The sequence below is a fragment of the Nitratireductor aquibiodomus genome (assembly GCF_900105565.1).
GTDB classification, from domain to species: domain Bacteria; phylum Pseudomonadota; class Alphaproteobacteria; order Rhizobiales; family Rhizobiaceae; genus Nitratireductor; species Nitratireductor aquibiodomus.
Genome location: NZ_FNSL01000001.1, coordinates 2,888,938 through 2,914,049, shown reverse-complemented (window position 1 = coordinate 2,914,049; position 25,112 = coordinate 2,888,938). Strand labels below are relative to the sequence as shown.

Annotated in this window: 22 protein-coding genes; 10 read left to right on the top strand and 12 right to left on the bottom strand. The window is 63.0% G+C overall.

The annotated features are described in order from the left end of the window. Window positions 1–65: 65 nt before the first annotated feature. A complete protein-coding gene (rsmI, locus tag BLW55_RS13905) occupies window positions 66–974 on the top strand; it encodes a 16S rRNA (cytidine(1402)-2'-O)-methyltransferase (protein WP_090329198.1) in 909 nt (302 codons plus the stop codon). Beyond that, window positions 964–1,332: a YraN family protein gene (locus tag BLW55_RS13900; protein WP_090329197.1), complete on the top strand. Its 369-nt coding sequence runs from the start codon at window positions 964–966 to the stop codon at window positions 1,330–1,332. The genes rsmI and BLW55_RS13900 overlap by 11 nt, the downstream gene beginning before the upstream one ends. Before the next feature lie 985 nt (window positions 1,333–2,317). Here BLW55_RS13900 and BLW55_RS13895 read toward each other — a convergent pair. Further along, the gene (locus BLW55_RS13895; protein WP_090329196.1) at window positions 2,318–5,725 is read right to left on the bottom strand and encodes a class I SAM-dependent DNA methyltransferase; all 3,408 of its coding nucleotides are present in this window, start codon (window positions 5,723–5,725) and stop codon (window positions 2,318–2,320) included. 214 nt (window positions 5,726–5,939) lie between these two features. Then, complete coding sequence (locus BLW55_RS13890) at window positions 5,940–7,310, bottom strand: cytochrome P450 (protein ID WP_025031662.1); 1,371 nt, start codon at window positions 7,308–7,310, stop codon at window positions 5,940–5,942. Window positions 7,311–7,476: 166 nt separating this feature from the next. Between BLW55_RS13890 and BLW55_RS13885 the strand changes: the two genes are divergently transcribed. After that, window positions 7,477–7,674, top strand: a complete 198-nt coding sequence (locus tag BLW55_RS13885; protein WP_007008094.1) for a CsbD family protein — start codon at window positions 7,477–7,479, stop codon at window positions 7,672–7,674. A 75-nt stretch (window positions 7,675–7,749) separates the two neighbouring features. Here BLW55_RS13885 and BLW55_RS13880 read toward each other — a convergent pair whose 3' ends face one another. Beyond that, window positions 7,750–7,956, bottom strand: a complete 207-nt coding sequence (locus tag BLW55_RS13880) for a hypothetical protein (RefSeq protein WP_090329195.1) — start codon at window positions 7,954–7,956, stop codon at window positions 7,750–7,752. Window positions 7,957–8,068: 112 nt separating this feature from the next. Next, on the bottom strand, window positions 8,069–9,145 hold the full coding sequence (locus BLW55_RS13875) for a zinc ABC transporter substrate-binding protein (RefSeq protein WP_090329194.1): 1,077 nt from the start codon (window positions 9,143–9,145) through the stop codon (window positions 8,069–8,071). Between the two features lie 180 nt (window positions 9,146–9,325). Here BLW55_RS13875 and BLW55_RS13870 point away from each other — a divergent pair, with 180 nt between their 5' ends. The 6 genes from BLW55_RS13870 to BLW55_RS13845 all read left to right on the top strand — a co-directional run bounded on the left by BLW55_RS13870 (window position 9,326) and on the right by BLW55_RS13845 (window position 13,523). Beyond that, entirely contained in the window at window positions 9,326–10,195 is an 870-nt protein-coding gene (locus tag BLW55_RS13870; protein WP_090329193.1) for an ATP-binding cassette domain-containing protein, read from the top strand. Further along, window positions 10,185–11,006 (top strand): zinc ABC transporter permease subunit ZnuB, encoded by an 822-nt coding sequence (gene znuB / locus BLW55_RS13865; protein WP_090329192.1) that lies wholly within the window; start codon window positions 10,185–10,187, stop codon window positions 11,004–11,006. The genes BLW55_RS13870 and znuB overlap by 11 nt, the downstream gene beginning before the upstream one ends. After that, a complete protein-coding gene (locus tag BLW55_RS13860; RefSeq protein WP_007008088.1) occupies window positions 11,003–11,398 on the top strand; it encodes a Fur family transcriptional regulator in 396 nt (131 codons plus the stop codon). Before znuB ends, BLW55_RS13860 begins: the two co-directional genes overlap by 4 nt. Before the next feature lie 92 nt (window positions 11,399–11,490). After that, complete coding sequence (locus tag BLW55_RS13855) at window positions 11,491–11,934, top strand: Rrf2 family transcriptional regulator (RefSeq protein ID WP_090329191.1); 444 nt, start codon at window positions 11,491–11,493, stop codon at window positions 11,932–11,934. A 3-nt stretch (window positions 11,935–11,937) separates the two neighbouring features. Next, a complete protein-coding gene (locus BLW55_RS13850) occupies window positions 11,938–12,825 on the top strand; it encodes an NAD(P)/FAD-dependent oxidoreductase (protein WP_090329190.1) in 888 nt (295 codons plus the stop codon). An 8-nt stretch (window positions 12,826–12,833) separates the two neighbouring features. After that, window positions 12,834–13,523 carry a class I SAM-dependent methyltransferase gene (locus BLW55_RS13845; RefSeq protein WP_244509075.1) on the top strand — a complete coding sequence of 230 codons (690 nt, stop codon included), beginning with the start codon at window positions 12,834–12,836 and terminating at the stop codon, window positions 13,521–13,523. On the opposite strand, the gene BLW55_RS13840 is transcribed toward BLW55_RS13845, so the two are convergent. The 8 genes from BLW55_RS13840 to BLW55_RS13805 all read right to left on the bottom strand — a co-directional run bounded on the left by BLW55_RS13840 (window position 13,516) and on the right by BLW55_RS13805 (window position 21,451). Next, window positions 13,516–14,058 (bottom strand): P-loop NTPase family protein, encoded by a 543-nt coding sequence (locus BLW55_RS13840; RefSeq protein ID WP_090329188.1) that lies wholly within the window; start codon window positions 14,056–14,058, stop codon window positions 13,516–13,518. The two genes, BLW55_RS13845 and BLW55_RS13840, sit on opposite strands and share 8 nt — an antisense overlap. 102 nt (window positions 14,059–14,160) lie before the next feature. After that, entirely contained in the window at window positions 14,161–15,492 is a 1,332-nt protein-coding gene (gene hisD / locus BLW55_RS13835) for a histidinol dehydrogenase (protein WP_090329187.1), read from the bottom strand. Between the two features lie 85 nt (window positions 15,493–15,577). Further along, a complete protein-coding gene (locus BLW55_RS13830; protein WP_177175082.1) occupies window positions 15,578–16,033 on the bottom strand; it encodes a GNAT family N-acetyltransferase in 456 nt (151 codons plus the stop codon). Continuing rightward, entirely contained in the window at window positions 16,026–16,955 is a 930-nt protein-coding gene (locus BLW55_RS13825) for an ABC transporter ATP-binding protein (protein ID WP_007008081.1), read from the bottom strand. The genes BLW55_RS13830 and BLW55_RS13825 overlap by 8 nt, the downstream gene beginning before the upstream one ends. After that, on the bottom strand, window positions 16,952–17,761 hold the full coding sequence (locus BLW55_RS13820; protein ID WP_090329185.1) for an ABC transporter ATP-binding protein: 810 nt from the start codon (window positions 17,759–17,761) through the stop codon (window positions 16,952–16,954). The genes BLW55_RS13825 and BLW55_RS13820 overlap by 4 nt, the downstream gene beginning before the upstream one ends. Beyond that, window positions 17,758–18,666: an ABC transporter permease gene (locus tag BLW55_RS13815; protein ID WP_090329184.1), complete on the bottom strand. Its 909-nt coding sequence runs from the start codon at window positions 18,664–18,666 to the stop codon at window positions 17,758–17,760. Before BLW55_RS13815 ends, BLW55_RS13820 begins: the two co-directional genes overlap by 4 nt. After that, a complete protein-coding gene (locus BLW55_RS13810) occupies window positions 18,666–19,643 on the bottom strand; it encodes an ABC transporter permease (RefSeq protein WP_090330004.1) in 978 nt (325 codons plus the stop codon). Before BLW55_RS13810 ends, BLW55_RS13815 begins: the two co-directional genes overlap by 1 nt. Before the next feature lie 149 nt (window positions 19,644–19,792). Next, window positions 19,793–21,451 carry an ABC transporter substrate-binding protein gene (locus BLW55_RS13805; RefSeq protein WP_090329183.1) on the bottom strand — a complete coding sequence of 553 codons (1,659 nt, stop codon included), beginning with the start codon at window positions 21,449–21,451 and terminating at the stop codon, window positions 19,793–19,795. A gap of 262 nt (window positions 21,452–21,713) precedes the next feature. Here BLW55_RS13805 and BLW55_RS13800 point away from each other — a divergent pair, with 262 nt between their 5' ends. Next, entirely contained in the window at window positions 21,714–25,073 is a 3,360-nt protein-coding gene (locus tag BLW55_RS13800) for a hybrid sensor histidine kinase/response regulator (protein ID WP_090329182.1), read from the top strand. Window positions 25,074–25,112 lie beyond the last annotated feature (39 nt).

Sequence of the window (25,112 nt, the reverse complement as noted above, 5' to 3'; positions counted from 1 at the left end):
GCGCGCGACTTTGCAACCCACATGCCTCCATGTCAAAGAGATGAGCGAATAAGGATCAAAGAGTTATGGATAACCCGCGCGGGGAGAAAAGTTTCGTCGTTGGCAGCGCCCGCATCGGCGCGGCACCGCTGGAGCCGGCGCTTTATCTCGTGGCAACGCCCATCGGCAATCTGGGCGACATCACGCTGCGCGCGCTCGAAGTGCTTGCCGGGGCGGATATCGTCGCCTGCGAGGACACCCGCGTTTCGCGCGTGCTCCTTGCGCGCTATGGCATCGGCCAGAATCTCACCGCCTATCACGAGCACAATGCGGAAAAGGCCGGGCCGCGCCTTCTGGCCGCACTCGAAGCGGGACAGAGCGTTGCGCTCATCTCCGACGCCGGCACGCCCCTCGTCTCCGATCCCGGCTATCGTCTCGTGGATCAGGTGATCGAAAAGGGTCTGCGCGTCGTGCCCATTCCGGGGCCCTCGGCGGTGCTGGCAGCACTCTCGGCCTCCGGTCTGCCGACGGATGCCTTTCTGTTTGCGGGCTTTCTGCCCGTGAAGGACGGCCAGCGCCGCGCGCGGCTCGAAACATTTCGCCAAACGCCGGCGACACTGGTGTTTTTTGAATCCCCGCGCCGCCTTGATGACAGTCTGGCCGCCATGGCGGAGGTGCTTGGCGGGGCGCGCCAGGCCTGCGTGGCACGCGAGCTGACCAAGACGTTCGAGGAACTGCGGCGTGGCGCGCTTTCGGATCTGGCCGCGCATTACGCCGACTCCGGTGCGCCCAAGGGCGAGGTGGTGGTGTGCGTGGCGCCGCCCCTGGATGAAGAGGAAACGAGCGCGGAAGATGTGGACCGGCTGCTCATGGCGCTCTCCAAGGAGATGTCCGCCTCGAAGGCGGCGGGTGAAGCCGCCCGCATGACCGGCGGGCGCAAATCCGAGCTCTATCAGCGGCTTCTTCACCTGAAAGCCAAGAGCGATGCGGAGTGAGGCGCGGCAGAAAGCCTATCGGCTCGGCCATCGCGGCGAGTGGCTGGCGGCCATGGCGCTGCGGCTGAAGGGTTATCGCATTCTGGCTCGTCGTTACCGCACGAAGCTTGGCGAGATCGACCTGATCGCCCGGCGTGGCGATCTGGTGGCGATTGTCGAGGTGAAGGCACGCCCGACCGTGGAGGCGGCGATGGATGCGGTGGCCTACCATGCACAGACCCGCATCGAGCGCGCGGCGGACCTCTGGCTTGCGCGCCAACCCGACCACGCGCGCCTCTCGCTGCGCTTCGACCTCGTCGCCGTGCTTCCCCGCCGCTGGCCGGTGCATGTGGAGAATCTGTTCCAGGGGCGTGGGTGAAGACCGGGCCGTGCTCTTGCGCGCGCTGCCAATGGGACCCGGGTCAGGCCCGGGATGACGGGAGTGGGGTGAGCGCTTCATCGTCGTCATCCCGGCCGAGCGGAGCGAGAGCCGGGACCCATTGAGAGGCGTGGCCGGGTGCGGCTGGTGGTGCCGGGGTGAGGACCGGGCCGTGCTCTTACGCATTCTGCCAATGGGTCCCGGGTCAAGCCCGGGATGACGATCTCCTTCTCCCCGCGGGCGGGGAGAAGGTCCCGGCAGGGGGATGAGGGGCGGGCGGCGCCTTGCGATCTTCTCCACCTCTGTCGGTATCCCGGCCACTGATGGCGCTCGCCCCTCATCCTCACCTTCTTCCCGCTCGCGGGGAGAAGGGGGCGTTTGACGTTGGCGGGCATTCTGCAGAGGGGGGTGTGGCGCGGACATTTCAAGACAGGCTCCTTCGTTGCCGCGCGGGGTTCCGCCGGGGTTTGCATCGTTCGGGAAACGGGGCGCGTTTTTCGTGCCTCTCTGTTGTGAAATAAGTGGCGCGAAAAGCGCGCCCCGCCGGCCGCTGTCCCGACTGCCGACCGGTCACTCGGGCAAACTTTGCCCTAGCGGCTTTTCCGCAACCGGTCTGAAACCGGCCGCCGGCCTTTCGCGGGCCCTCACAGGCCTCGGGTTACCGAACCCGAGGGGGAGGCTGCCGTCGCTCCTCCTGATCCCCGGCTCCGGACCCGGTTCCCGACAGGGGCGATGGATGGAGTGTAGCGGAGGTTTTGGGGGTGGGGGAGAAAAGAGCGAATAGGGAATAGCGAATAGCGAGTAGGGTACGCGCTTCAACTCCCTCGTCATCCTATGGCCAGGCCATGGGAGCCATGCCGTTGCGGGTATGATGGGGGGGCGGGTGAGAAAAATTGCGTTTCGCCTTGCAGGGCGGCGGTTTATCCCCGGTGTTGCGGCATGGGTCCTCGGGTCGGGCCCGAGGACGACGAAGCAGTGGTGGTGCTCAGGCGGCGCGGCGGGCGGCGTAGGTGCCGTCGGGCAGCGCGGTGACGTGGCCATAGGCGGCCAGCGTGCGCAGATGCTGCTCCACCCTGCCCTCGATGCGCTTGCCGCCGCGCTTGAACTGGCGGGCGATCTCGGCTGCCGCCATGGGGCGGGCCTCGACGGCAAGAATGCGCTCCACCGCGAGCGGCTGCTCGTAGGCATCGGTGGGGAAGGAGGGCCTGTCCCTGTCGATGGCGACCACCGGCGCATCGAGCGCCAGCTCGCCGCTTTTTGCGGCAGCGCCCTTTGCGAAACGGGGGATCTGATATTCTGGCCGCAGCCAGCGAACATGCCCTGCCGCCTCCTCCTTCGCCCGCTCGGCATTGAGCGCGACCAGCCGTTCGAGGATGTCCTCGTCGGAGAGATCGTGCGGCCAGCCATAGGCCTCGGCGGTGAGCCGGTCGATGGTTTCGTGCAGCTCTTTGAGGATCAGCACGAGGCCGCGTGTCTTCACATCCTCGTCCTTCTCCGAAAGCGCCTCGCCGGATTTGAGCTTTTCCAGAACGTTGTAAAGCCCGGTCATGGTGAGATCGGGATGCTCGGCCAGAACCTTTTTGCGCGTGGCATCGAGTTCTTCTCCGGCAGCGCGGAGCTTTTCGCGCAGGGCATCGGAGGGATCGGGGAATGGGAAGGGGTCGAACGTTCGCGTCTTGGTGTAAACGGAGTCGTTGCCTTGTCCGAGCCAGCCGCCAGTTCGAAGCGACCAGCAAATATGTATTCTAGAAGAAACTACCGCCAAAATATCAGCATCTCGGCCAGCAATTATAACAGATTTATCATCCAAAATATAATGGCAATCAAAGAACTGGAAAACTCTATGTCGTGAGGTGTCTACCGTTGCAATCATTCTGTCAATGGAATTTATCGCTGGACGCAGATCTCTGCGCGGCTCGCCAAATATCCACCATCTATTTCTGTAGCTATCTCTTTTGTTTTTCTCTCTTTCCGGCTTAACATGCTCCAGTATATGCTGATAAACTTTTGGATATTTCTCTCTAACTTCTGATGATTCAAGACCCAAAAGGTCGATTGCGAATAAATCTCTCGATCTGTGCGCAATGTCTCTACCGTTCCGATAAGGACGTAGGTGATTTGCCAAATCGTCGCTTTGCCCCAAGCCTAAAAGTGTTGCCTCAGAGCGTGAAACGAGAAAACCTTTCCCATGCAGTTTCACGCCATCATGTGCGATACCGGCATTCGCCAAGAGAGTTGTGATGTTGGTTACATCCACCCCCACGCTCAGATCCGAATTGATCTTCCCCACACGGTTTTCAAACACGATCCTCGGCTCGTCCGTGTCCAGCGCCGCCTCGCGCACCACATCGCGCAGAAGACCTTCATGGCTGCCGGGAGCGCCCACGGTCATGGCGATGCGCACCGCCGCGCTGTCGCGGGTGGCCTTGGTCCAGGGGTGGTCGGGCACGGCATAGATGAGGCTTATGGGCTTCTTGGCATTGAGGTGGCGCTCCATGACACGGCGCTGGAACACCTGGCTGATGGAATTGGTGGTGACGAAGCCGAACCGGCGCAGCGGGGTTTTCTTTCGTGTCAGAAGCTCGGCGGCACGGTCCCACCAATACATGACGAAATCCGCGCTCTCATTCATGTGTTTGTGCGCGGCCCACAGCGCCTCGGCATAGAGAGAGCCCATGCGCGAGCGAATTGTCCCGCCGCCGACAAAGGGCGGGTTGCCGACGATGAACTCCGCCTCCGGCCAGTCGGGCCGGCGTGGATTGGGGCAGGTTTCCACGCGCTCGCCATCCTTTTCCACGATTGTCGGCACGGGATGGCCATCCCATGTCAGCACCGCGTCATAGCCCTCGCGCCGGCCGAAATTGATGTTCTTGAACGCCTTGAGGATCGGCTCGGCGGGGTGGCCGTCGCGGTTTTTATAATGCTGTTGCAGATAGCCGATCCACACGACGAGCTCGGCGATGGCCGCGGCGCGCGGGTTGATCTCCAGACCCAGAAACTGGTGCGGATCGACGGTTTCGCCCTCCAGCCCCAGCGCCTCGGTCTCGCCAAGGCGGGCCAGTGTTTCCAGCACCTCGCCTTCGAGCTTTTTCATCAGCTCCAGACTGACATAGAGGAAATTGCCCGTGCCGCAGGCGGGGTCGAGCACGCGGGTTTCGCAAAGCTGGTGGTGGAATGCCTTGACCAGCTTGACGGCATCCTTTTCCTTGCCGCTCTCCTTGGCGGTTTCGGCGCGGGTGAGCACCTTGCGCCAGTCATCACGCAGGGGCTCCATGACGGTGACTTCCACCAAACGCTGCACATAGGTGCGCGGGGTGTAATGCGCGCCGAGCTTGCGCCGCTCGGTGGGCTCCAGCGCCTGTTCGAGCAGCGTGCCGAAAATGGCGGGGTCGACCTCGGTCCATTTTGCTTTTGCCGCCTGCCAGAGCTCGCCGATCTCTTCCCGCCCCAGCGGGAAGGCGCGGGCATTCTTGAACAGATTGCCGTTGAAATGGCGCAGATGGGTGCGGAAGGCGGAGAAGAAACGGTCGTCGCGCTTTGGCGCGTCCATCTTCTTCCAGAGGTCCTCGACCAGCGGGACGAAGGCATCGGGCGATTTGGTGCAGTCTTCCAGAAGGCCGGTGAAGGAGGCCTCCGGCAGGAGCGCCACATCCTCGGCGAACATGGTGAAAATGCAGCGCATGAGAAAATGCGCCACCTCTTCGGGCGGGTGCTTCTTCTCCAGCGCCTTGCTGACGGCGGCGAGCCTTTCGGCGATCTCGCGGGTGACGCGGGCGGATTCGCGCGTGGGGTCGAGCGCTTCGGGATCGGTCCAGATCTTGCGCAGGCGCTCGCGGATCGCCTCGTCGCGCAGATCCTCCATATAGATGCGGAAGCCACGGCGGTCGGGAAACTGGTCGTAGGCGCGGCCGGTGCCGGTGAAATCGGCAAAGATCTCGATGGCGTGGCCGACATCGCACACAAGAATGAAGGGCGGCGCGGGATGGCTGGCATCGAGGCGGAAGACATAATCCTCGGCCTGACGGCGCGCCTCCAGCATCATGCGGTCCCAGCCGCGGGCGACGGTGCGTTTGCCGCGCGGGGCGGGCTCTTCGGCAAAGAGTGCCGGCTGCTCGGCGCCGCGCCCCTGTTTCATGCGCGACTGCTTGGCCTCCAGAATGAAGGCGCCTTTCTTATAAAGGTCGATGCGCTTTGGGGCGGTGGTGCCTTCGCTCCTGCGCGGCTTGACGGCGCGCTCGAACACATAGTCGTTGAGCGCGGTTTCAGAGCCGGCGACATCGGGATGGGGCAGGCCCAGCACATCGCACAATTCGGTGATGAACATGGCGTAATTGGCGCGCTCTGCCCCGCCCTCGCGCGCGGTCCAGCGCTCTATGAATGCCTCGACGTCCATGCTTCCCCCGGTCGCTACGGGTTGCACTTTATGCAACCGCCGATGAAAGGCAAGGCGGTGATGGGGGAGGAAGGGAGCGAGTAGCGAATAGCGAGTAGCGAATAGGGGACGCGCTTCTACTCCCTCGTCGTCCTATGCCTTGATCATAGGATGACGAGGGTGTGTGGGTGTGGGAGAAAGCGGCTCTGGTGGTGATCCTTATCCTGATGCGGTTTCAGCGCCGCGACACGCGCATCGGCAGGCCGCCCTGGGGCTGGGTGGTGAGCTTTTGAACCGGCCAGGGCTTCGTTTCGGGCAGCGTGTCGAAGCGGAAGCGGGAGAGGAGGATGGCGAGCGCTATGACGGCCTCCTGCATGGCGAAAGTGGCGCCGATGCACACGCGCGGGCCGGCGCCGAAGGGCAGATATTGATAGCGGTCGAGCTTTTCGCGGTTCCCAGGATGGAAACGCGACGGCATGAAGGCATCCGGCTCCGCCCATAACAGCCGGTGGCGATGGACCGTCCACGGCATGACGAGCACCTGCGCGCCCTTGACGATGGTGAAATCGCGGTAGCGATCCTCGGCCAGCGCCTCGCGGTTGATGGAGGGCGCGGGCGGATAAAGCCGCATCGCCTCCTCGAAGGCGGCGCGGGTGAAGGGCATGGCATCGAGCCAGCGAACGGGATCGGGTTCGCGGGCGAGCACCGCGTCGATCTCGGCCTCGATCTTTTCACGCTCCCACGGGGCCGAGGCGAGGCAGTAGATCGCCCAGCCGAGTGCGCGCGCCGTGGTTTCGTGGCCGGCACCGATGAAGGTGATGATGTTGTCCTCGATCTCCGCGCGGGTGAGGCCTTCCGGTCCCTCGGCGCGCAGGAGAAGGGTGAGGAAATCTTCCGGCACGTCGTGGCCGGACGCCATCTTCTCGCGGCGCATTGCCATCGTCTCGGCGACGATGTCGCGGAAGAATTTCAGCGAATTGCGGCCCAGAAGACGCGTGATGCGCGGGAGCCAGTCGGGCGCGCCCAGAAGATCGAGCGGGTCGACGCGGCCCATGGTCTCAAACAGACGATCCACCTGATAGGCGAAACTGCCGGGCTCGCCGGCGATCTCGCCGGAAAAAAGCGTCTCGGCGAGAATGTCGAAGGTGAGAAGGGTCATGTCGCGCGAGACGTCGACGGGCTCGTCTGCGTTTTCGTATCGCGCGACGAAGGCCTGGGTGCGCTCAAGCATCGGTCTGGCGAAGCCGGCGATGTGGCGCGGGGTGAAGACCGGCGCCATGGCCTTGCGCGAGCGGCGCCAGACCGCGCCTTCGGCCGTCAGGAGCCCGTCGCGCAGGATGGGGCGCAGGATCTTCTGGCGCACGCGGGCCATCCTGTAGTTTTTCGCGTTGTCAACGAGGACATGGCGGATGAGGCCCGGATCATTGGCGATGACGAGCGGGCCGCCGATCGTGTTGTCGATGGAAATCCACGGTTCGTTGTAGGAGGGCTCGCCCCACAGTTCGAGCGGGTTGCGATAGACAATGCGCATCATCTCGAAGGTGGAGGGCGGGCTGGTGCGCGGGCGCGGCGCAGGCGGCACGAAAGGCGCGGGCTGGCTTTCCATAGAGGTTTCCTTTCCCCCCTCAATCTAAGGGTGGCTGCACCCGCATTCAAACCCGATGGCGGCGAAAACAAATGCGGGAACCACATCACGTCTCGCGCATTATCGAGCCACCTAGGCCGATGACTTCAACCGGAGTGCACTCCATTCAGATGCGGAAGGAACCGTCATGAATTGGAATCAGATCGAAGGCAATTGGGAACAGTTCAAGGGTAAGGTCCAGCAGAACTGGGGCAAGCTCACCAATGACGATCTGGATGTCGTTCGCGGCAACCGGAAGGAACTCGCCGGCAAGCTACAGGAACGCTACGGCAAAGCCCAGGAAGAGGCCGAGCGCGAGATCGACGACTGGCTTTCCCGTCACTGATCGAACCATGGCATGAGAATGCAAAGCCCCGCCGGAAAGAAAGGCGGGGCTTTTTTTTGCGCGGCTGGCCCGCGATCAGTGGTTTTCGTGGCTTTCGCCCGAGCCGCCAACGGCGACGATGTTGTAGGGCATGCCCTCGACCGCATGGACAACGCTCTTGAGCGGGTGCAGTGGCCTCGATATCGGCATGGTCGCCATGGTGCAGTGAACGGCGCCCGGAACAGGCACTGTCTGAACCGGGCGCCCGCCTGACCCTGGGGGCTTGTGTGCCAGGCGATCCATCTGGCTTTGCCAGCCGCAGGCAGGGATGGCTCACCGTTTCGCGGAAACGCTGACGCGGTGGGGGCCCCCAATCCCCAGCAATCGCGGAAAGAAGCCTGCCCCCGCTTTTTCCTTACTTCGCCAGGCAACCCCTTAAGGAAGCCGCCATGCCGCGCATCAGGTCGAAATAGAGATCCGGGCCATCGGCGATCTCGGCACCGAGCGGATCGAGAACACCGGATCTGGCATTGGTCCCCTCGGTGACGACTTCCACGAGACGTGGCTCGAACTGGGGTTCGGCGAAAACGCAGGCAGCGTCTAGTTCGCTCACCTTTGTGCGGATTTCATCCACCCGCTGTGCGCCCGGGATGACTTCCGGGCTGACGGTGATGGACCCGGCTGCGGAAAGGCCGAAGTGCTTTTCGAAATACTGATAGGCATCGTGGAAGACGATGAAGGGACGCTCTTTCACCGGCTCCAGCCCGGTTGCGATTTCCGCTTCCAGCGCCTCAATGCGCTCGTTGAGCCTTGCAGCATTGGCTGCATAGGTCGAGGCATTCCCGGCGTCGGCTTCGCTCAGGGCCTCGGCGACGGCATTGACGATGCTTTTCGCATTTTCCGGGTCGAGCCAGATATGCGCGTCCGGGCCATGATCGTGGTGATCGTGTCCCTCATGTGCATGGTCCTCGTGGGCGTGATCCTTCTCACCCTCCTCATGATCGTGCCCATCGTCATGAGCATGTTTTTCCTCGTGATCATGGCCTACTTCATGGTCATGGCCAGCTTGGTGCGCCTCGTGATCATCTTCATCGCCGTGGGAATGCGCTTCGAACGCCCCGCCCTCGCGCATGTCGATAAGAGTGATGCCCTCACTCTCGGAGAGGCTCACCAGCTTTGCCTCGCCCGCCAGCGTCTCAAGAGGCTTCGCCAGAAAGACCTCCATACTGGGGCCGACCCAGAACACGACATCGGCACCAGCCAGCATGCGCGCCTGGGAGGGACGCATGGAATAGGTGTGCGGCGAGCCGGCGCCCTGCAGGATGAGCTGCGGCTCGCCGACACCTTCCATCACCCCGGCCACCAGGGAGTGTACCGGCTTGATGGAAGCCACGACCTCCAAATCAGCTGCGGAAGCGCCGGTTGTCCCGGCTGAAGCAAGCAGCGTGAGGACGGATGCTGCGGCAGCGAGGGAAAGGCGAAACGATTTCATGACTGGCTCCTGTCAGGCGTCGAACGAACAGTCGGACATGTAGCCACAACGCCGGCTCCCCACTTGGCCCGTGCCGACACAAATGTTTTGGCCCGTGCCGGCACAAATGTTATGATATTACACATCCTTGCGTTACGCTATAACGTGTGCCATATCCGCTGACAAGTCGGAAATATTCACATGCTGGAAAAATCAAAATCATTGGCACAGACCTCCAGTGACACGCTGGTGGAGATGCACAATGCCGGGATCAGCCGTGGCGGGCGCTGGCTGGTGCGCGGGGTCGATCTTTCGGTGCGGCGGGGCGAGATCGTGACGCTGATCGGGCCCAACGGCTCTGGCAAGAGCACAACGGCCAGGACGGCCATCGGCATCCTCCAACCGAGCGAAGGTCATGTGCACCGGGCGAGCACGCTGAGAGTGGGCTATGTGCCGCAGAAAGTGGCGCTCGACTGGACGCTTCCGCTCAGCGTGGAGCGGCTGATGACGCTGACGGCACCGGCAGGCAGGCAGGAGATCCGTACCGCTCTTGAGGCTGCGGGCGTGGGACATCTGGCGGAGCGGCAGGTGGCTGCCCTTTCCGGTGGCGAATTCCAGCGCGCGCTGCTGGCGCGGGCCATGCTGCGCAAGCCGGACCTCCTGGTGCTCGACGAGCCGGTTCAGGGCGTGGATTTCACGGGCGAGGTGGCGCTCTACGAGCTGATCCGCGACATAAGGGACCGGACGGGCTGCGGCATACTGATGATCTCGCACGATCTGCACATCGTGATGGCCGACACCGACACGGTGATCTGCCTGAACGGCCATGTGTGCTGCCGCGGCGAGCCGCAGAGCGTGATGGACAGCCCGGAATACCGAAAGCTCTTTGGGACGCGTGCCGCAGAGTCGCTGGCGCTTTATCGCCACCATCATGACCACACGCATCTGGCCGACGGCCGTGTGCGCCATGCCGATGGAACGATCACCGAGCACTGCCACAAGGATGACGGTCACCACGACCACCATGCGGAAGCCGAAGCGCCGGTAAAGGGGAGTAGTGATGCTCGATGATTTCTTTATCCGCGCGCTTGTCGCCGGTATCGGCCTTGCCCTGGTGACGGGGCCGCTCGGCTGTTTCGTCGTGTGGCGGCGTATGGCCTATTTCGGCGACACGATGGCGCATTCCGCACTTCTGGGCGTGGCGCTCTCGCTGGTGATGGAGATCAACCTCATGGTGGGCGTGTTCCTGGTGGCGGCGCTTGCCTCGCTGGCGCTTATCTTTCTGGAACGGCGGCGGGCGCTTTCCACCGATGCGCTGCTCGGCATCCTGTCGCATTCCACCCTTGCGCTCGGCCTTGTCATGGTCGCCTTCATGACCTGGGTGCGGGTGGACCTGATGGGCTTTCTGTTTGGCGACATTCTCGCGGTGTCGAAGGCCGATATTGCGGTGATCTATGCCGGGGGAGCGGCGGTGACTGCCCTGCTCGTCTGGCTGTGGCGGCCGCTTCTGGCAGCCACGGTCAACCCCGATATCGCGCAGGCAGAGGGGTTGAAGCCCGAACGCTCGCGCCTCGTCTTCATGCTGTTGATGGCGGCGGTGATTGCCATTGCCATGAAGCTTGTGGGCATCCTGCTCATCACCGCACTGCTGATCATCCCGGCGGCCACGGCGCGCCGCTTTGCCAGCGGGCCGGAGGTCATGGCCGTGCTCGCTGCACTGATCGGTGCATTTTCGGTTGTCGGCGGGCTGACGGCGTCGCTGCAATTCGATACACCTTCTGGACCGTCCATCGTGGTGGCGGCGCTTGTGCTCTTCCTTCTGAGCCTGACGCCCTCACCCATGGCGAAAGGTGAAGCGCCCTCCACGGAGACAAAACCATGAGTGCCGATCTTACACGCAACCAGGCGCTGGTAATGAAAACGCTTTCCGGTGCCGAAGCTCCGCTCAGCGCCTACACGATCCTCGACCGGCTGCGCGGTGACGGGCTGCGCGCACCGCTGCAGGTCTATCGCGCGCTCGAAAAACTGACGGAGCTGGGGCTGGTGCACCGGCTGGAGAGCCTCAACGCCTTCGTCGCCTGCGCGCACCCCAACTGCCATGAACAGGAGCTGATCGCCTTCGCCATCTGCGAGGACTGCGGCAAGGTGGAAGAGTTTTCCGACGACGTGGTGAAGGACCGGCTGGACGGCTGGACCCGCTCGCACGGTTTCAGGCCGGCCAAGACGACAATCGAGATTCGTGGCAATTGCGGCGGGTGTGCGGGCAAGGCCTGATCCCTACCCGCCGGCTCACGCCTTCAAACACTTCCTGATTGCAATTTTGATACCCCTTGACGCATGCCTCTAATCGTAACTACATAAGTTACATGAAACGAGACAGCCGCCTTTCCTCCGTCCTGCACGCGCTGCTTCACATGCACGAAGCGGACGGGCCGATGACATCCGAGACGCTGGCCAAGTGCCTTGGCACCAATCCCGTGGTCGTGCGGCGCACGATGGGGCTGTTGCGCAAGGCGGGAATCGTGACGTCGGATCGCGGGCCGGCCGGCGGGTGGCGCATCGCGGTAGACCTCAGAACCGTCACACTCCGGCAGTTGCATGCTGCCCTCGGCGAGCCCGCATTCTTTGCCATCGGAAACCGCAATGAGACGCCCGAATGCCTGGTGGAGCAGGCGGTCAATGCAGCGCTCGACGACACATTCATCAAGGCAGAAGCGCTGCTTCTGGAACGTTTTTCACAAATCACGCTTGCCAACCTCGCCGCCGACTTCTCCCGCCGGTACGCCGAGCGCCGCAGGCAGGGGGCCTAGCACATGGAACAGGATGTCATCATCATCGGCGGCAGCTATGCCGGCATGGCCGCGGCGCTGCAGCTTGCAAGAGCGCGGCGCCGGGTGCTGGTAGTTGATGCGGGCGAAAGACGAAACCGCGCGGCCAGACACTCCCACGGATTTCTGAGCCGCGACGGCGACGATCCAGCACAGATCGCGCTGGAGGCCCGGCGTCAATTGCATGCATATCCAACCGTGAGCGTGATCGCCGCCCGGGCCACTGCCGTTTCCGGCGAGCGCGACCGGTTTTTCGTCGAATGCGCGGATGGCGCGCACCATCCCGGCCGCCGGGTGATCTTTGCCACCGGCGTGCGCGACCATCTGCCGGCCATCGAGGGCATGGCAGAGCGTTGGGGCCGCCACATTTTCCATTGCCCGTACTGCCATGGCTATGAGCTGAATCAGGGGCGCATTGGCGTGATCGGCAGCGGCGCAATGTCGATCCATCAGGCCGAGCTTCTGACCGAGTGGGGTGAGGTCACCTTCCTGCCCAACGACGCGCTGGCGCTCGATCCGGACACAAGGGAGAGGCTCATCCAGCGTGGTGCAAACATCGAAACGACCGGCATCACGCGCATCGTCAATGACGCGGATGTGGAACTTGCGGACGGGCGGGTTCTCACTTTTTCAGGGCTCTTTGTGGCGCCGCGGGTGGAGCCGGCCAGCAACCTTCCAGTAGCGCTTGGCTGTGCACTTGAGGAGACGCCAATGGGGACGCAGGTCGAAACGGATGCGTCCAAGGAAACCAGCGTGTCGGGCGCCTTTGCCTGCGGCGATGTCGCGCTGGTGCCGCATTCCGTTTCGCTTGCCGTGGCGGACGGGGCGATGGCCGGCGCGCAGGTTCATCGCTCGCTGGTCTGGCCCGGATAGGACGCGACATGCCTCCTTCACAGATGACAGCTACGACTTCGGCAGACGGGTATGAGGACCGGGTGATGCGGCAGGTTCCGGGCCTTGCCGACATGCATCGTATGGCCGGTATTCTTCTGGCAGAGCATGTTCCGCAGAAGGGCCGCGTTCTTGTGCTGGGTGCGGGCGGCGGAGTTGAGCTTCGGGCCTTCGCGCTCGCCCATCCCGGCTGGCGCTTCGAGGGAGTGGACCCTTCTGCCGATATGCTGGCGCTGGCCTGTGCCACGCTTGGCGACCTGCAAAACCGGGTTACCTTCCGCCAGGGCTATATCGAGGACGCACCCGAGAAGCGTTTCGATGGCGCTTCCTCCTTCCTCACCCTGCATTTTCTGCCGCGCGAGGCCCGGCTCGACACGCTGCGGGCGCTGCATTCCCGGCTTCAGCCCGGAGCGCCGCTTGTCGTGGCACATCACAGCTTTGCCATCGAAACGCCAGCCGGCGAACGCTGGCTCAGGCGCAATGCGGCCTTTCACGCAGCATCGGGTGAGGTATCGGGCAAGGTGATGGCCCAGATCGCGGCGATGCGGCAGAACCTGCCCGCATTGGCACCGGAGGAAGACGAAGCCCTGCTGGCGGAAGCCGGTTTCGGCGATATCGAGCTATTCTATGCGGGCTTCAGCTTCAGGGGCTGGGTGTGCCGCGCGCTCCCCGCTATCTGACCGGGGACTGAAGCTCCCAGACGCAGTACAGATCGTTCAGCGCCCGGGCCGACTGGCATTCAACCGCGGGCAGGCCGGACCTGCGCACAACATCTGCGTATTTGGCATCGCTGTTACGGGTCTTGACGAGGATCCAGTGGATCATCTCCCATTTGATGCTGTCCTGCGCGCCTTCCAGATGCCCGGCGCGGTCAGCCCGGTTGACCAGCGTGCGCTTCAGATAGCGCCCGATGCGCAGCCACGGGCTGGATGTGATGAGGATGATGCCGGTGGCGCGAGCCAGCCGCTGCGGCATGAGGCGGGAGTAGTTTCCTTCCATCACCCAGCTTTCCTCCTCAATCGCCGCATCGTGCAAAGCCCTGAACTCGGCCTCCGGCCGCGTCTGCCAGTCGGTGCCCGGCAGATGCTGTAGCTGATCGAGATGGACTGCCGGAAGACCAAGCTTTTCGGACAGGGCGAGAGCCAGCGTTGATTTACCCGCGTTGGACGGGCCGAGAATGACAATGCGCTCGCCGAGCGATGCAAGGGGCAACATGAGAACACCGGTGGGTTGCAAGGGGCGGTTGCAATGCGCTTTGCGGGTGGTTCTGTCAAGCGTTGCCTGCTGGTTGCGTTTCCTTGAAGGCCGCTTCGCGCCCTACTCGCCCTTCTCCACGTGATTGTTCCTGAGTTTCGTTACCGCATTTCCATGGGCGTCGAAGCCCTCATAGCGGGCAAAGCGCAGCGTGTGGGGGGCGAATTCGGCATAACCCTGCGCGGTCACATGGCCAATGGACGAGGTTTTCATGAAATCGTGCACGCCGAGCGGGGAATGCGCGCGCGCCATGCCCGAAGTGGGTAGAACGGCGTTCGGCCCCATGGCATAATTGGCCATGGAGCCTGCTGCATGTTCGCCGAGCAGGATCTCCGATGCGTTGCGGACCCGCGACAGATATTCGAAGGGCGTCTTTGACAGGATCTGAAGATGTTCGGGCGCGTAATCGTTGACGAAGGCGAACGCCTCTTCCGGCGTGTCCGCCAGAACGATGCCGCCGCTTGTGCCGCCCAGCACATCGGAAGAATAGCGCACACGCTCGGCATTCATCTCGGCCCAGTATTTCGGAAGCGCATCGCGCACCTTTTCCGCAATCTCGCGCGACCAGGTGACCAGAAAATTGGAGCTGTCGCTGCCGTGTTCGGCTTCGACCAAGAGATCGAGCGCCGCGATTTCGGGATCAGCTGTCTCATCGGCCAGGACGATACTCTCGGTGGGGCCGGCGGGGAGACGCGAAGCGATCTGGCCCTGAAGCAGGCGCTTGGCGGCGGCGATCCACGGGCTGCCCGGTCCCTCGAACTTGGCGCAACGTGGAATGGTTTCCGTGCCGTAGGCAGCGGCGGCGACGGCCTGACCGCCACCGGCCTTGTAGACATGCTTCACGCCGGCAATGCGCGCGGCAACCAGCGTCGCCGCATCCACCCTGCCGTCGGGCCCGGGCGGGGTGAGCACGATGGGCATGGGCACTCCGGCAACCACGGCCGGGATCGCCGTCATGAGGGTCATCGAAGGGAACGTGCCCTTGCCGCGCGGCGAATAGAGCGCAACGCTGTCGATCGGCGTGGCGCGCTCGCCGACCAGAACGCCGGGGCGGATTTCCTTCATCCACATTTCTTCAGGCCGCTGCGCCTCGTGGAAACGGCGAATGTTGTCGGCGCAGAATTCCAGCGTCTCGATCATCTCCGGATCGAGCGTCTTGAAGGCAGCATCGAAATCTTCTTCCGTCGCGGCGATCGCGTCCGGCTCGACCTGCGCCTTGTCGAACAGGCGCGCAAAACGGGAAAGCGCCACATCGCCCTCCTTGCGCACCGCCTCGATGATGGGGGCGACATTTTCGAGGAAATGGGTGAGGTCGTCTTCCGTTCGCGTCAAGAGCGTCTTGCGCTCATCTGCGGACAGTTTTGACAATTCGTGCCAGGCGACGCGGTTCGACATTTTCACCCACCAGTTCAAAGGATGCGTTTGGGCGCCACGTATAAATGATTTTCGCGTGAGGCAAAGCCCCAGAGCGCAAAGCTGATCAGCGCAGCATGTCGCCATAGATGCCAGGGGTGGAGCCGGGGATCTCGATTGCGCCGCACTGGCTCTTGTAGAATTCGATGGGCCCGGCTCCGCCAATCACCGCATAGACATAGCCTGCATCGCGCATCGCCTGCAGCGTTGCCATGAGCAGCGCCGCCCCGACGCCGCGCCCGCGCGCGGCCTCGTCAACGCCGGTCGGGCCGAAGAAGCCCTTCGCCGTGGCGTCGTAGCAGGCAAAGCCCAGAAGCTTTCCGTTTTCCACCGCGACCAGAACATTGGCCGGCTGTGCCGCCATGGCCACGGCGCATTCGCTGGCCCAGTTGCGGCTGAAATGCTTCTCGGCGAAATCGCACACGACATGCATTTCCGGCCCGATGGCGCGGCGAATGACAATGCCCTCGGCCACGGGTTTGGCTGGCGGGAGCTTGTAGAGGGGCACGAGCATATCAGTCATGGTCTGCATCCGAATAGGCAACGAAATGGTCCGGCGCAACCTCACGATAACCCGAGATGGGACGCGCCGCACTTGCCCGCACGGCCTCCGCCTGCCGGGTGAAGGCGAGCCCGTCGCCATCGGCATCGTCGAAACGCTTCGCCGGATCGGGCACGGCAGAAATGAGAAGACGCGAATAGGGATGGCGCGGATTGCGGATGACCGCATCGGACGGGCCGCGCTCCATCACCTGCCCGGCATACATCACCGCCGTTTCCTCTGCGATGTAGTGCGCAGTCGCGATGTCATGCGTGATGTAGAGGAAGGCGATGTTGCGCTCTTCCTTCAGGCGCCGCATCAGATCGAGCACCGATTTTCGGATCGACACATCGAGCATGGAGGTGGGTTCGTCGGCAACGATCAGCTCCGCGCCGACGGCAAGCGCACGGGCAAAGCTGACACGCTGGCGCTGACCACCGGAAAGCTGGTGCGGGAACTTCTCCAGCGTGGTGTCGGGATCAAGCTCCACATCGGCCAGCGTCTGCCTGAGCCGCGCTTCGAGATCCGCCGTCCCGCCATGCAGCCGCAGCGGGCGTTCGAGGTGGTGGCGGATCGTGTGGGTGGGGTTGAGCGAGGAGAACGGATCCTGAAACACCATCTGCACCGCGCGCAGATAGGCGCGGTCGCCGCTGCGGGTGCGGTTTTCAAAAATGTTCTCGCCGCGAAACCGGACCGTGCCGGCGCTCGGTTCGAAATGCCGGATAACGGCGCGTCCGCAAGTGCTTTTGCCCGACCCGCTTTCGCCCACCAGCGCCAGCGCCTTGCCGGGCTCGATGGAGAAGGTGACATTGCGCAGCGCATCAACACGGCGCACAGCACCCAGAACCGGGCGCACATGGAAGGTCTTGGAAACGCCTTCAAGCGACAGAAGCGGGGCGGTCATGCGGCGGCCCCCTCAATGCGCGGCATGGCTGCCCAGAGCCTGCGCGTGTATTCGTGCTGCGGATCGGCAACGAGGCTCTGCGCCTCGCCCTTTTCCACGATGCGCCCTTCCAGCATGATCGCGATGCGGTCGGCAAACTGCGCCATCAGCGCCAGATCATGCGTGATGAACAGCACCGAGAAGCCGAGCGTTTTGCGCAGCGCCACGATCTCCTGCAAAATCTCGCGCTGCACCACCACATCAAGCGCGGTGGTGGGCTCATCCATGACGACCAGGCGCGGCTTGAGCGTGAGTGCCATGGCAAGCACCACGCGCTGGCGCATGCCACCGGAAAGCTGGTGCGGATAGGCATCCAGCCGGTCTTGGGGGATGCCGACCATGGCGAGCATCTCGCCGGCCCTGTTGCGGGCGGCATCCCGCCCCATCTTTTCGTGGCGGGCGAGCATGTCGCGGAACTGCTCGAAAACCGTAAGCACCGGGTTGAGCGAATTCATCGCGCTCTGGAACACCATCGATGCCCCGCTCCAGCGCCACGCCTCAAGCCGGCGGCGCGAGAAGGCAAGCACGTCCTCGCCCTCAAACAGGATCCTGCCGGCGCTGATGAAAGCCGGGGGCCGGTGAAGCCGCATGAGAGAGAAGGCGATGGTGCTCTTGCCGCACCCGCTTTCACCGGCAAGGCCCAGGATTTCGTTCTGCCCGATGTCGAGCGAGACATTGCGCACGGCGCGGAATGTGCCATTCGGCGTCAGATAGTCGACGCACAGATTCTGGACGGACAGGAGCGGATTATCAGTCTCCATGCTCATGCCTCCTTCCCGGCAAGACGCTCACGGTCGAGCTTTCGTTGCAGTTTCATGGCCTTGCCGATGGCGCCCAGCGTGCGCAGCCGCGGATTGGAAATCTCGTCGACACCGAAATTGAGCAGCGACAGGCCAACGCCGATGATGACGATGGCGACGCAGGGCGCGGCCATCTCCCACCATGCACCCACGGTGATCGCCGAGGCGTTCTTGGCGTTGTAGAGCATCGTGCCCCACGAGACGGAGAGCGGATCGCCGAGCCCGAGGAACTCCAGCGTGGCCTGGGTGATGATGGTGAAGATCACGCTGCCGATGAAGTTGAAGCCGATGATCGACAGGAGGTTCGGCAGCATCTCCACCAGGATCATGCGCCATGCCGGCTCGCCGATGAGCTGGGAGGCCTGAATGAACTCGCGGTTCTTCAGGGTCATGGCCTGCGCGCGTGTTACCCGCGCCCCCCACGCCCATGATGTGAGGCCGATGATGATGGCAATGGAGAGCGGGCCCACCTGCCCGAGAAATGCCGCCAGAACCAGCAGCAGCGGCAATTGCGGCAGGACCAGAACGACATTGGTGGCGAAGTTGAGCGTCTCGTCCGTCGCGCCGCCGTAATAGGCGGCGGTGAGGCCCACCACGGTGCCGATGAGCGTGACAATGAACCCGGCGAGAATGCCGACCATGAGCGAGGTGCGCGTGCCCCAGACAAGCTGGGTGTAGACATCGCGCCCCATGCGGGTGGTGCCCATCACATATTCCGCGCCTGGCGGCTGATGCGGACGGCTGACGCGTTTGTTGGGATCGTGAGAAGTGATAAGCGGCGCGGCCAGCGCCACCACCACGTAGAACACGACGATGAATACGCCGAAGGCTGCCTTGCGGTTGCGCAGAAAGATTTTCAGCAGATCCAGCATCACGCTCTCCTTAAGCGCGGGTCGAGCGCCACATAGGCGATGTCGACGGCAAAGTTTGCGCTCAGCATAGCGAGCGTCATGATGAGGAGTTGCCCTTGGATGAGCGGGAAATCGCGGGCGATCACGCCCATGTAGAGCAGGTTGCCCAGCCCCGGATAGTTGAACACCACCTCGGTGATGAGCGAGCCGCCGAACACCGAGCCAAGGCTGATTGCAAAGGCGGTGATGGAGGGCAGGAAGGCGTTGCGCGCCGCATAATTGTAGCGCACGCGGGCATCCGAAAGCCCCTTCGCCTCCGCCAGATGCACGTAATCCTCGCCAAGCTGGCCGATCATGTTGTTGCGCATGGTGATGAGGTAGCCACCCACAAGAACGATGCTGAGCGAGAGCACCGGCATCAGCGCATGAAAGAACATTGATGAGAGGAACGGGCCGCTAAGCGAAGGCTCAAGTGCAGGATCGAATGCATAGCCGGCGGGAAGCCAGTTGAGCGTGACGGCAAAGACGAACAGTGCCGTGATCGCCACGACCACCGGGGGTATCGACTGCAACGCCAGCGCCAGCGGGGACACAACGCCGTCGAACCGGCCGCCACGACGCCACGCGGCGCGAATGCCAAGCAGGGTGCCCAGCGCATAGGCCACAAGCGTGGCCGTGCCGGTGAGGAACAGCGTCCACGGCAGAGCGCGGGCGAGCAGGTCATAAACGGGTGTCGGATAATACTTGACGGAGACACCGAAATCCCAGGTGAAGATCGAGCCCAGATATTTGAGATACTGCAGATAAAGGGGTTCGTTGATGAAGCCGAAAGTCTCCATCAGCGCCTCGCGCGCCTCCGGCGGCAGGGTGCCCTGCGCCTGGGCCAGCATCACGTCGGCTGGATTGCCCGGCATGAGCCGGGGGATCAGAAAATTGAATGTGGCTGCCACGAGAAAGGCAACGAGATAAAACGCCAGCCTGCGCAGAATGAAGCGCATGGTCTCCCCTTTCTTTGCGTCGTTTTCACCGACGCCTTCTTTTGCTTTGAGGCCCCGATTGGGAGCCATTCACCAGAAACACTGCTTCGAAACCCTCCTTCCCGCGGACGGGAAGGAGGTGGGAAGATGCAGCCGGATCGACGATGTTCTCAATCTTCGACCGGACGCAGGGAGAGCAGGTGGAGGAGACGCTCCGGCGTCTCATCGTGGACGACAGGCTTGGCCTGGGGGTTCTCGGCGCTGAAGAAGCCCGTGAAGCGCTTGGTGTTGTACTGGTACCAGAGCGGGTTGTTGAAAACGGCGATGAAGGGCATGTCTCGGCCGATCTCCATCTGGATATCGTCCATGATCGCGCGCTGTTTTTCGGCATCCACTGTCTGGAAGAAGGACTCCAGCAGACCGTCCAGTGTCTCGTTGTAGTAACGGGTCGCACCGAAGCGGGTCTTGCCCTGATTCTGCGAATGCAGGCCCAGATCATACTGGTAATGCGGGGTCACGCCGGTGAAATAGGCATTCATGGCCATATCGTAATCGCCATTGATCAGGCTTTCCGACCAGACCGCATGTTCGGGCGTGGCGACCTGCGCCTCAATGCCGATGGAGGTCAGGCCTTCCACCGCAAGCTGCACCGTGTTGATCCAGTCAGTCCAGCCATTGGGCACGATGATGCTGAAAGAAATATCCTTGCCGCTCGGCGTTTCCAGATTGCCATCGCCATCGGCATCCTTGTATCCCGCTTCCTCCAGCAACGCCTTGGCGCCGTCGACATCGTAATTGGTGAACTTGCCGAATTCGGCATCCACTTTCGGGTTGTTCCATGAGTGATAGGCCTGACCGAGACCGGAGGGATACTGGTTGATGGTCGGGTAGCCGTAGCCGGCAATGTCGACCATGGCTTCACGATCGAAAGACATGGAAACCGCGCGACGGAAATTCACGTCGCTGAACGCTTCGCGGTTGCCTTCGTTCTTCGATTCCATGTTCACGTTGAAAGCGACGAGCGAACCGGCGGGGAACCAGTATTTGTGGTGTTCGGGATCCTTGCCGACAAAGGTCTTTTCGATGTCGGGCAGGAAGGAGCCCATCCAGTCGAGCTCGCCACGGGCGGCGGCTGCCAGCGCCTGATCGTTTGTGGCGATCTGCGGGAAGCGCATGCAGTCGACCTTGAGGGTCTCCGCATCCCAATATTTGTCATTGCGGCACTGGATGTATTCCTGTGGCGTGAAGCGACGGATTTCCGTCAGCGGGCCGGTGCCAACGGGGTTTGGATTGGTGAAGGTGACCGGATCTTCGACACTGCCCCAGACATGCTCGGGAACGACCGCAAGACGGACGATGGAATAGATCGCACCGGAATTCGCATCGTTCAGGGTGAAGCGGACCGTCCGGTCATCCACGGCTTCCGCGGATTCGACCAGCTTGCCATGACCGTAATTGTCGAGCGGCTTGTGGGCCTTCACGAGGTTCAGGCTGAAAACCACATCCTCTGCGGTGAAAGGCTCACCGTCCGACCAGGTTACGCCCTCGCGCAGGGTCACGGTAACAGACTTCAGATCCTCGGAATATTCGTAGCCCGTCGCCAGCCGGTAGTTCGGCTCACCGCCTTTCAGCGTGTTGAAGATGATCAGCGGCTCATAGATGAAATCGTTGACCGAAGGCAGTCGCGTGGACTGGTTGTAGGGGTTGAAGTTTTCGATCCACGCCGTGCGCTGGATCGGCAGGGCCGTGAGAACAGACTCGGCTGCGGCCGATTGCATCTGAAGAATACCGGCGGCAAGGACGAGCCCCGCCGTGAACGCGTGTTTCATGCTTTCCTCCCTCAAGAGCCGAGCGGACCGTCCGCCCTGTTCCACTGCTTTGCCGAAGGCTCCACCCTGGCGCGTCACGCGCCGGCAAGAACAGCCGGCTCATTCTGCTGGACAAGACCAATCCAATGCCACCTGCTATTTCGTAAATTTCGTCAGTTTCGTTGCATTCGCGTGAGGGCGGGGCACGCGGTCTTGGCGGAACCCTCGCGTTTCGCTAGCGTGTTCTTGGAACGGCGCAGCTTTGCCGTCTCGGGAGGATTGCATGAATTGGCGCAGGGTTTTGCCGGCCGGCTTTCAGGCCCGGCTTTTATTGGTCTTGTTCGCGGTATCGATTGTGCCGCTGGCGATCAGCGCTGCCGCCTTCTACTCCCTCGTCAACGCGAATATTGCACGCGAAACCTTCGAGAAGATTGCCTTTGCACGCGATGCCAAGACCAGTGAACTGACACAGTACGTGTCTTTCGCCAAGCGGCAGGCCGAAAGCCTCGCCCAGACCAATATAGCGCGCTACTCGATTGGCGACTTTTACGGTTTCAGCTACGCCATGAGCCAGATGGCGCCTGATGAGGAGCAGGCCGCGGAAGAGCTGCGCAGCCTGTTCGAGGTCGGGCCGAACGAGCCAGCGCGGGCCGAAGCGCCCAGCCATGACAGGCTGCTGCGCGAAGCCCTCGCCTACGCCAATGCACACAGCCAGTTTCACGAGGAGTATCTGACCTTCGTGGAGAGCTCCGAGTTCGACAATGTCTATCTCGTCAATGCGCGCGGGCGGGTCGTCTATTCCGTCTTTAAGGACGATTATCTGGGAACTCTCCTGACCAACGGCGATTCAACGCTTTCCAGGGCGCTGATGGAACTGCGCCCCGCGGCCGACGACCGGCATATCGTGTTTTACGATTTTGCGCGCGATCCGCGCACCGGCGAGTTCGCCGCCTATTTCGCCGTTCGCGTGAACCTTTATCAACGCGCCAATGGTGCGGCCATTCTGCGCCTGCCCGCCAGCAAGCTTGCCTCCCTTCTGGGTGGGCATGAAGGCGTCAACGGAACGCTCAGCCTCATCTCGTCGCGCGGCGCCGTCATCGCCTCTTCGGCTCCTGCCCTCAAGACCGGCATGAGCGCCAGCATGCCGGAGGCGATGGAAGCAAAAAGCGGTGTGACGATGCTCGAAACGGGACTGCTCGGCGCACCCGCCCTTTCGGCATGGACGCATCTTCTCCTGCCCGACGCCACCTGGCTCTTCGCGGTTGATGCGGATGCCGCATCGGCCTTCGCGGCAAGCACCAGACTGCGCAATCTCATCCTGGCGCTGGCCGCACTCGCGCTGCCGCTGATCCTGCTTCTGTCCTACTATCTCGCCCGCTCGCAGACCCGCCCGCTGAAATCCGTCACCGATGCGGCAGAGGCCGTGGCCGATGGCGCACTGGACATGAGCCTGCCGAAATTTGACCAGCCGACGGAGTTCGCGCGGCTCTCCCATTCCGTCGCCCGCATGCGCGATGCGCTGCGCGATCAGCTTCAGCTCATCAGCCAGAAGAACCGCGAATTGAAAGTGCATATCCGCGAGATCGGCGAGAAGAATGCGGAGCTGGAACAGGCCGACCGCATGAAAGACCAGTTCCTCGCCAACACCTCGCATGAGCTGAGAACACCGCTCAACGGCATTATCGGCATCTCCGAAACACTGGCCGCAGGTGCGGCCGGCGACATCGCCCCGACGCAGCGCAACCAGCTTCAGCTCATCACCTTCTCGGCGCGCCGCCTGTCGCGCCTCGTCGACGATCTGCTCGACCTCTACCGCATCCGGCAGGGACGCATGCGGCTCGACATTCAGGGCGTCGATGTGGCCACCAGCGTCCGCCAGGTTCTGCTTCTCTCCGAGCCGCTGCTTTCCGGCGAGCCGGTGAGCCTCAGAGTGGACATTCCCGATGTGACGCCGCCGGTGATCGCCGATCCGGTGCGCTTTGAGCAGATTCTTTACAATCTCATCGGCAACGCCATCAAATATGTCGATGACGGGCATATCCACGTGACCGCATGGCATGAGGGCGAAGGCGACAGCGCGACCGTCTCCGTCGCCGTGGAAGACACCGGACGCGGCATCTCGCCCGAAAATCTGGAACGCATCTTCCAGCCGCTCGAACAGGCCGAATCCGACGATGTCACGCAGAAGAAGAGCGGAACCGGCCTCGGCCTCGCCATCGCGCGCAATCTTGCGGCCCTGCTGGGTGGCACGCTGACCGCGACCAGCGAACCGGGCAAAGGTTCGCGCTTCGTGCTGCAGCTTCCCGCCGCCAGCGCCGATGCGGCCGAACAGGCGCGCGGCAAATATCCCGGCGGCCTGCACCAGACCATCAACGCGCTCGATGCATTCGAGGCCCCCGCCTCCCAGCGCGACGACGCCAATGCGCCGACCATCGTGGTGGTGGATGACGAGCCGATCAATCTGCAGGTGCTGCGCAACGTGCTCCTGCCGCAGGGCTATCGCGTCATCTGCGCCGACAATGGCCGCGACGGGATCGAGGCGGTGCTCGAGCACAAGCCGGACCTTCTCATTCTCGACGTGATGATGGATGATCTCTCGGGCCTCGAAGTGGCGCGCACGCTGCGCCGCCAGTTCTCGCTGATCGACCTGCCCATCATCATGGTCACGGCGCGCAGCCGCACGCGCGACATGATCGCCGGCTTCGAGGCAGGGGCGAACGACTACGTGGTGAAGCCCTTCGTCAAGGACGAGCTTCTGACGCGCATCTCCACCCTGATCGACGCCTCGCGCGCCCGCAGCCGTGCGGAGGAAAACCAGGAACTGCGCGACGAGGTGGACCGCCGCATCCAGGTCGAAGACGCACTGCGCCTTTCGCAGCGCCGCATGGCGCGTCTGCTCGACGCGCTGGAAGCCGGCCTCGTCTGCGTCAACGACAAGACGATCATCACCTATGCCAACCGGGCTGCGGAGACGATCTTCGGCCGCCCGCTCGACCGCGCCACGCCCCTGTCTCTTCTGCTGCCGTCGGACATGGCCGCGCTGCTCGACAGCCAGTGCCGGGTGGATGGCGAAAGCAGTGCCACGCTGCATCTGGGCGGACGCGAATTCACCATCAACGCATTCGAGCTGGAGCCCGAGGCGGGCGCGGGCATGGCGCTCGTTCTGAGCGACGCCTCGCTGGAGGCCGAGAACCTGCTTGTTTCGGTGCGCGGAGCCATCGACAGCGCACTGCCGGTGATGGCCGGCGAAGCGCAGGTCGAGCCGGGCCCGGCATCCGATGAAGCCTATCGCGCCCTCATCGTGCAGGTGATGACGGGCAGCCTCAACCTGTGGCGCGACGTGACCGGCAAGGAGCGGATCGAGTTTGCAGAGGAGAGCGGCATCTGGCGTGTCAGTCTCGACAAGACGTCGCTGCAGACCCGCACGCTCGACAAATATCTGCTGATCGAGACGCTGCCGCTCAACCCGCGCTGGCGCGATGTGGTGCGCTCGGCCGAGTTCACCCTTGCCCGCGCGGCGGCTGCCGACCGGCAGGCCGAAGCGCAGAAACTCGCCGCCGATCTCGCGCGCCTGCGGGAGCATCTACGGATCGCCAACGCACCCCGGCAGCGGCAGGACCAACCCACCGCCGCCGACCACTGAAATCCATCAATCCAAGCATTCTTTTTCTTTCGGGAGGAA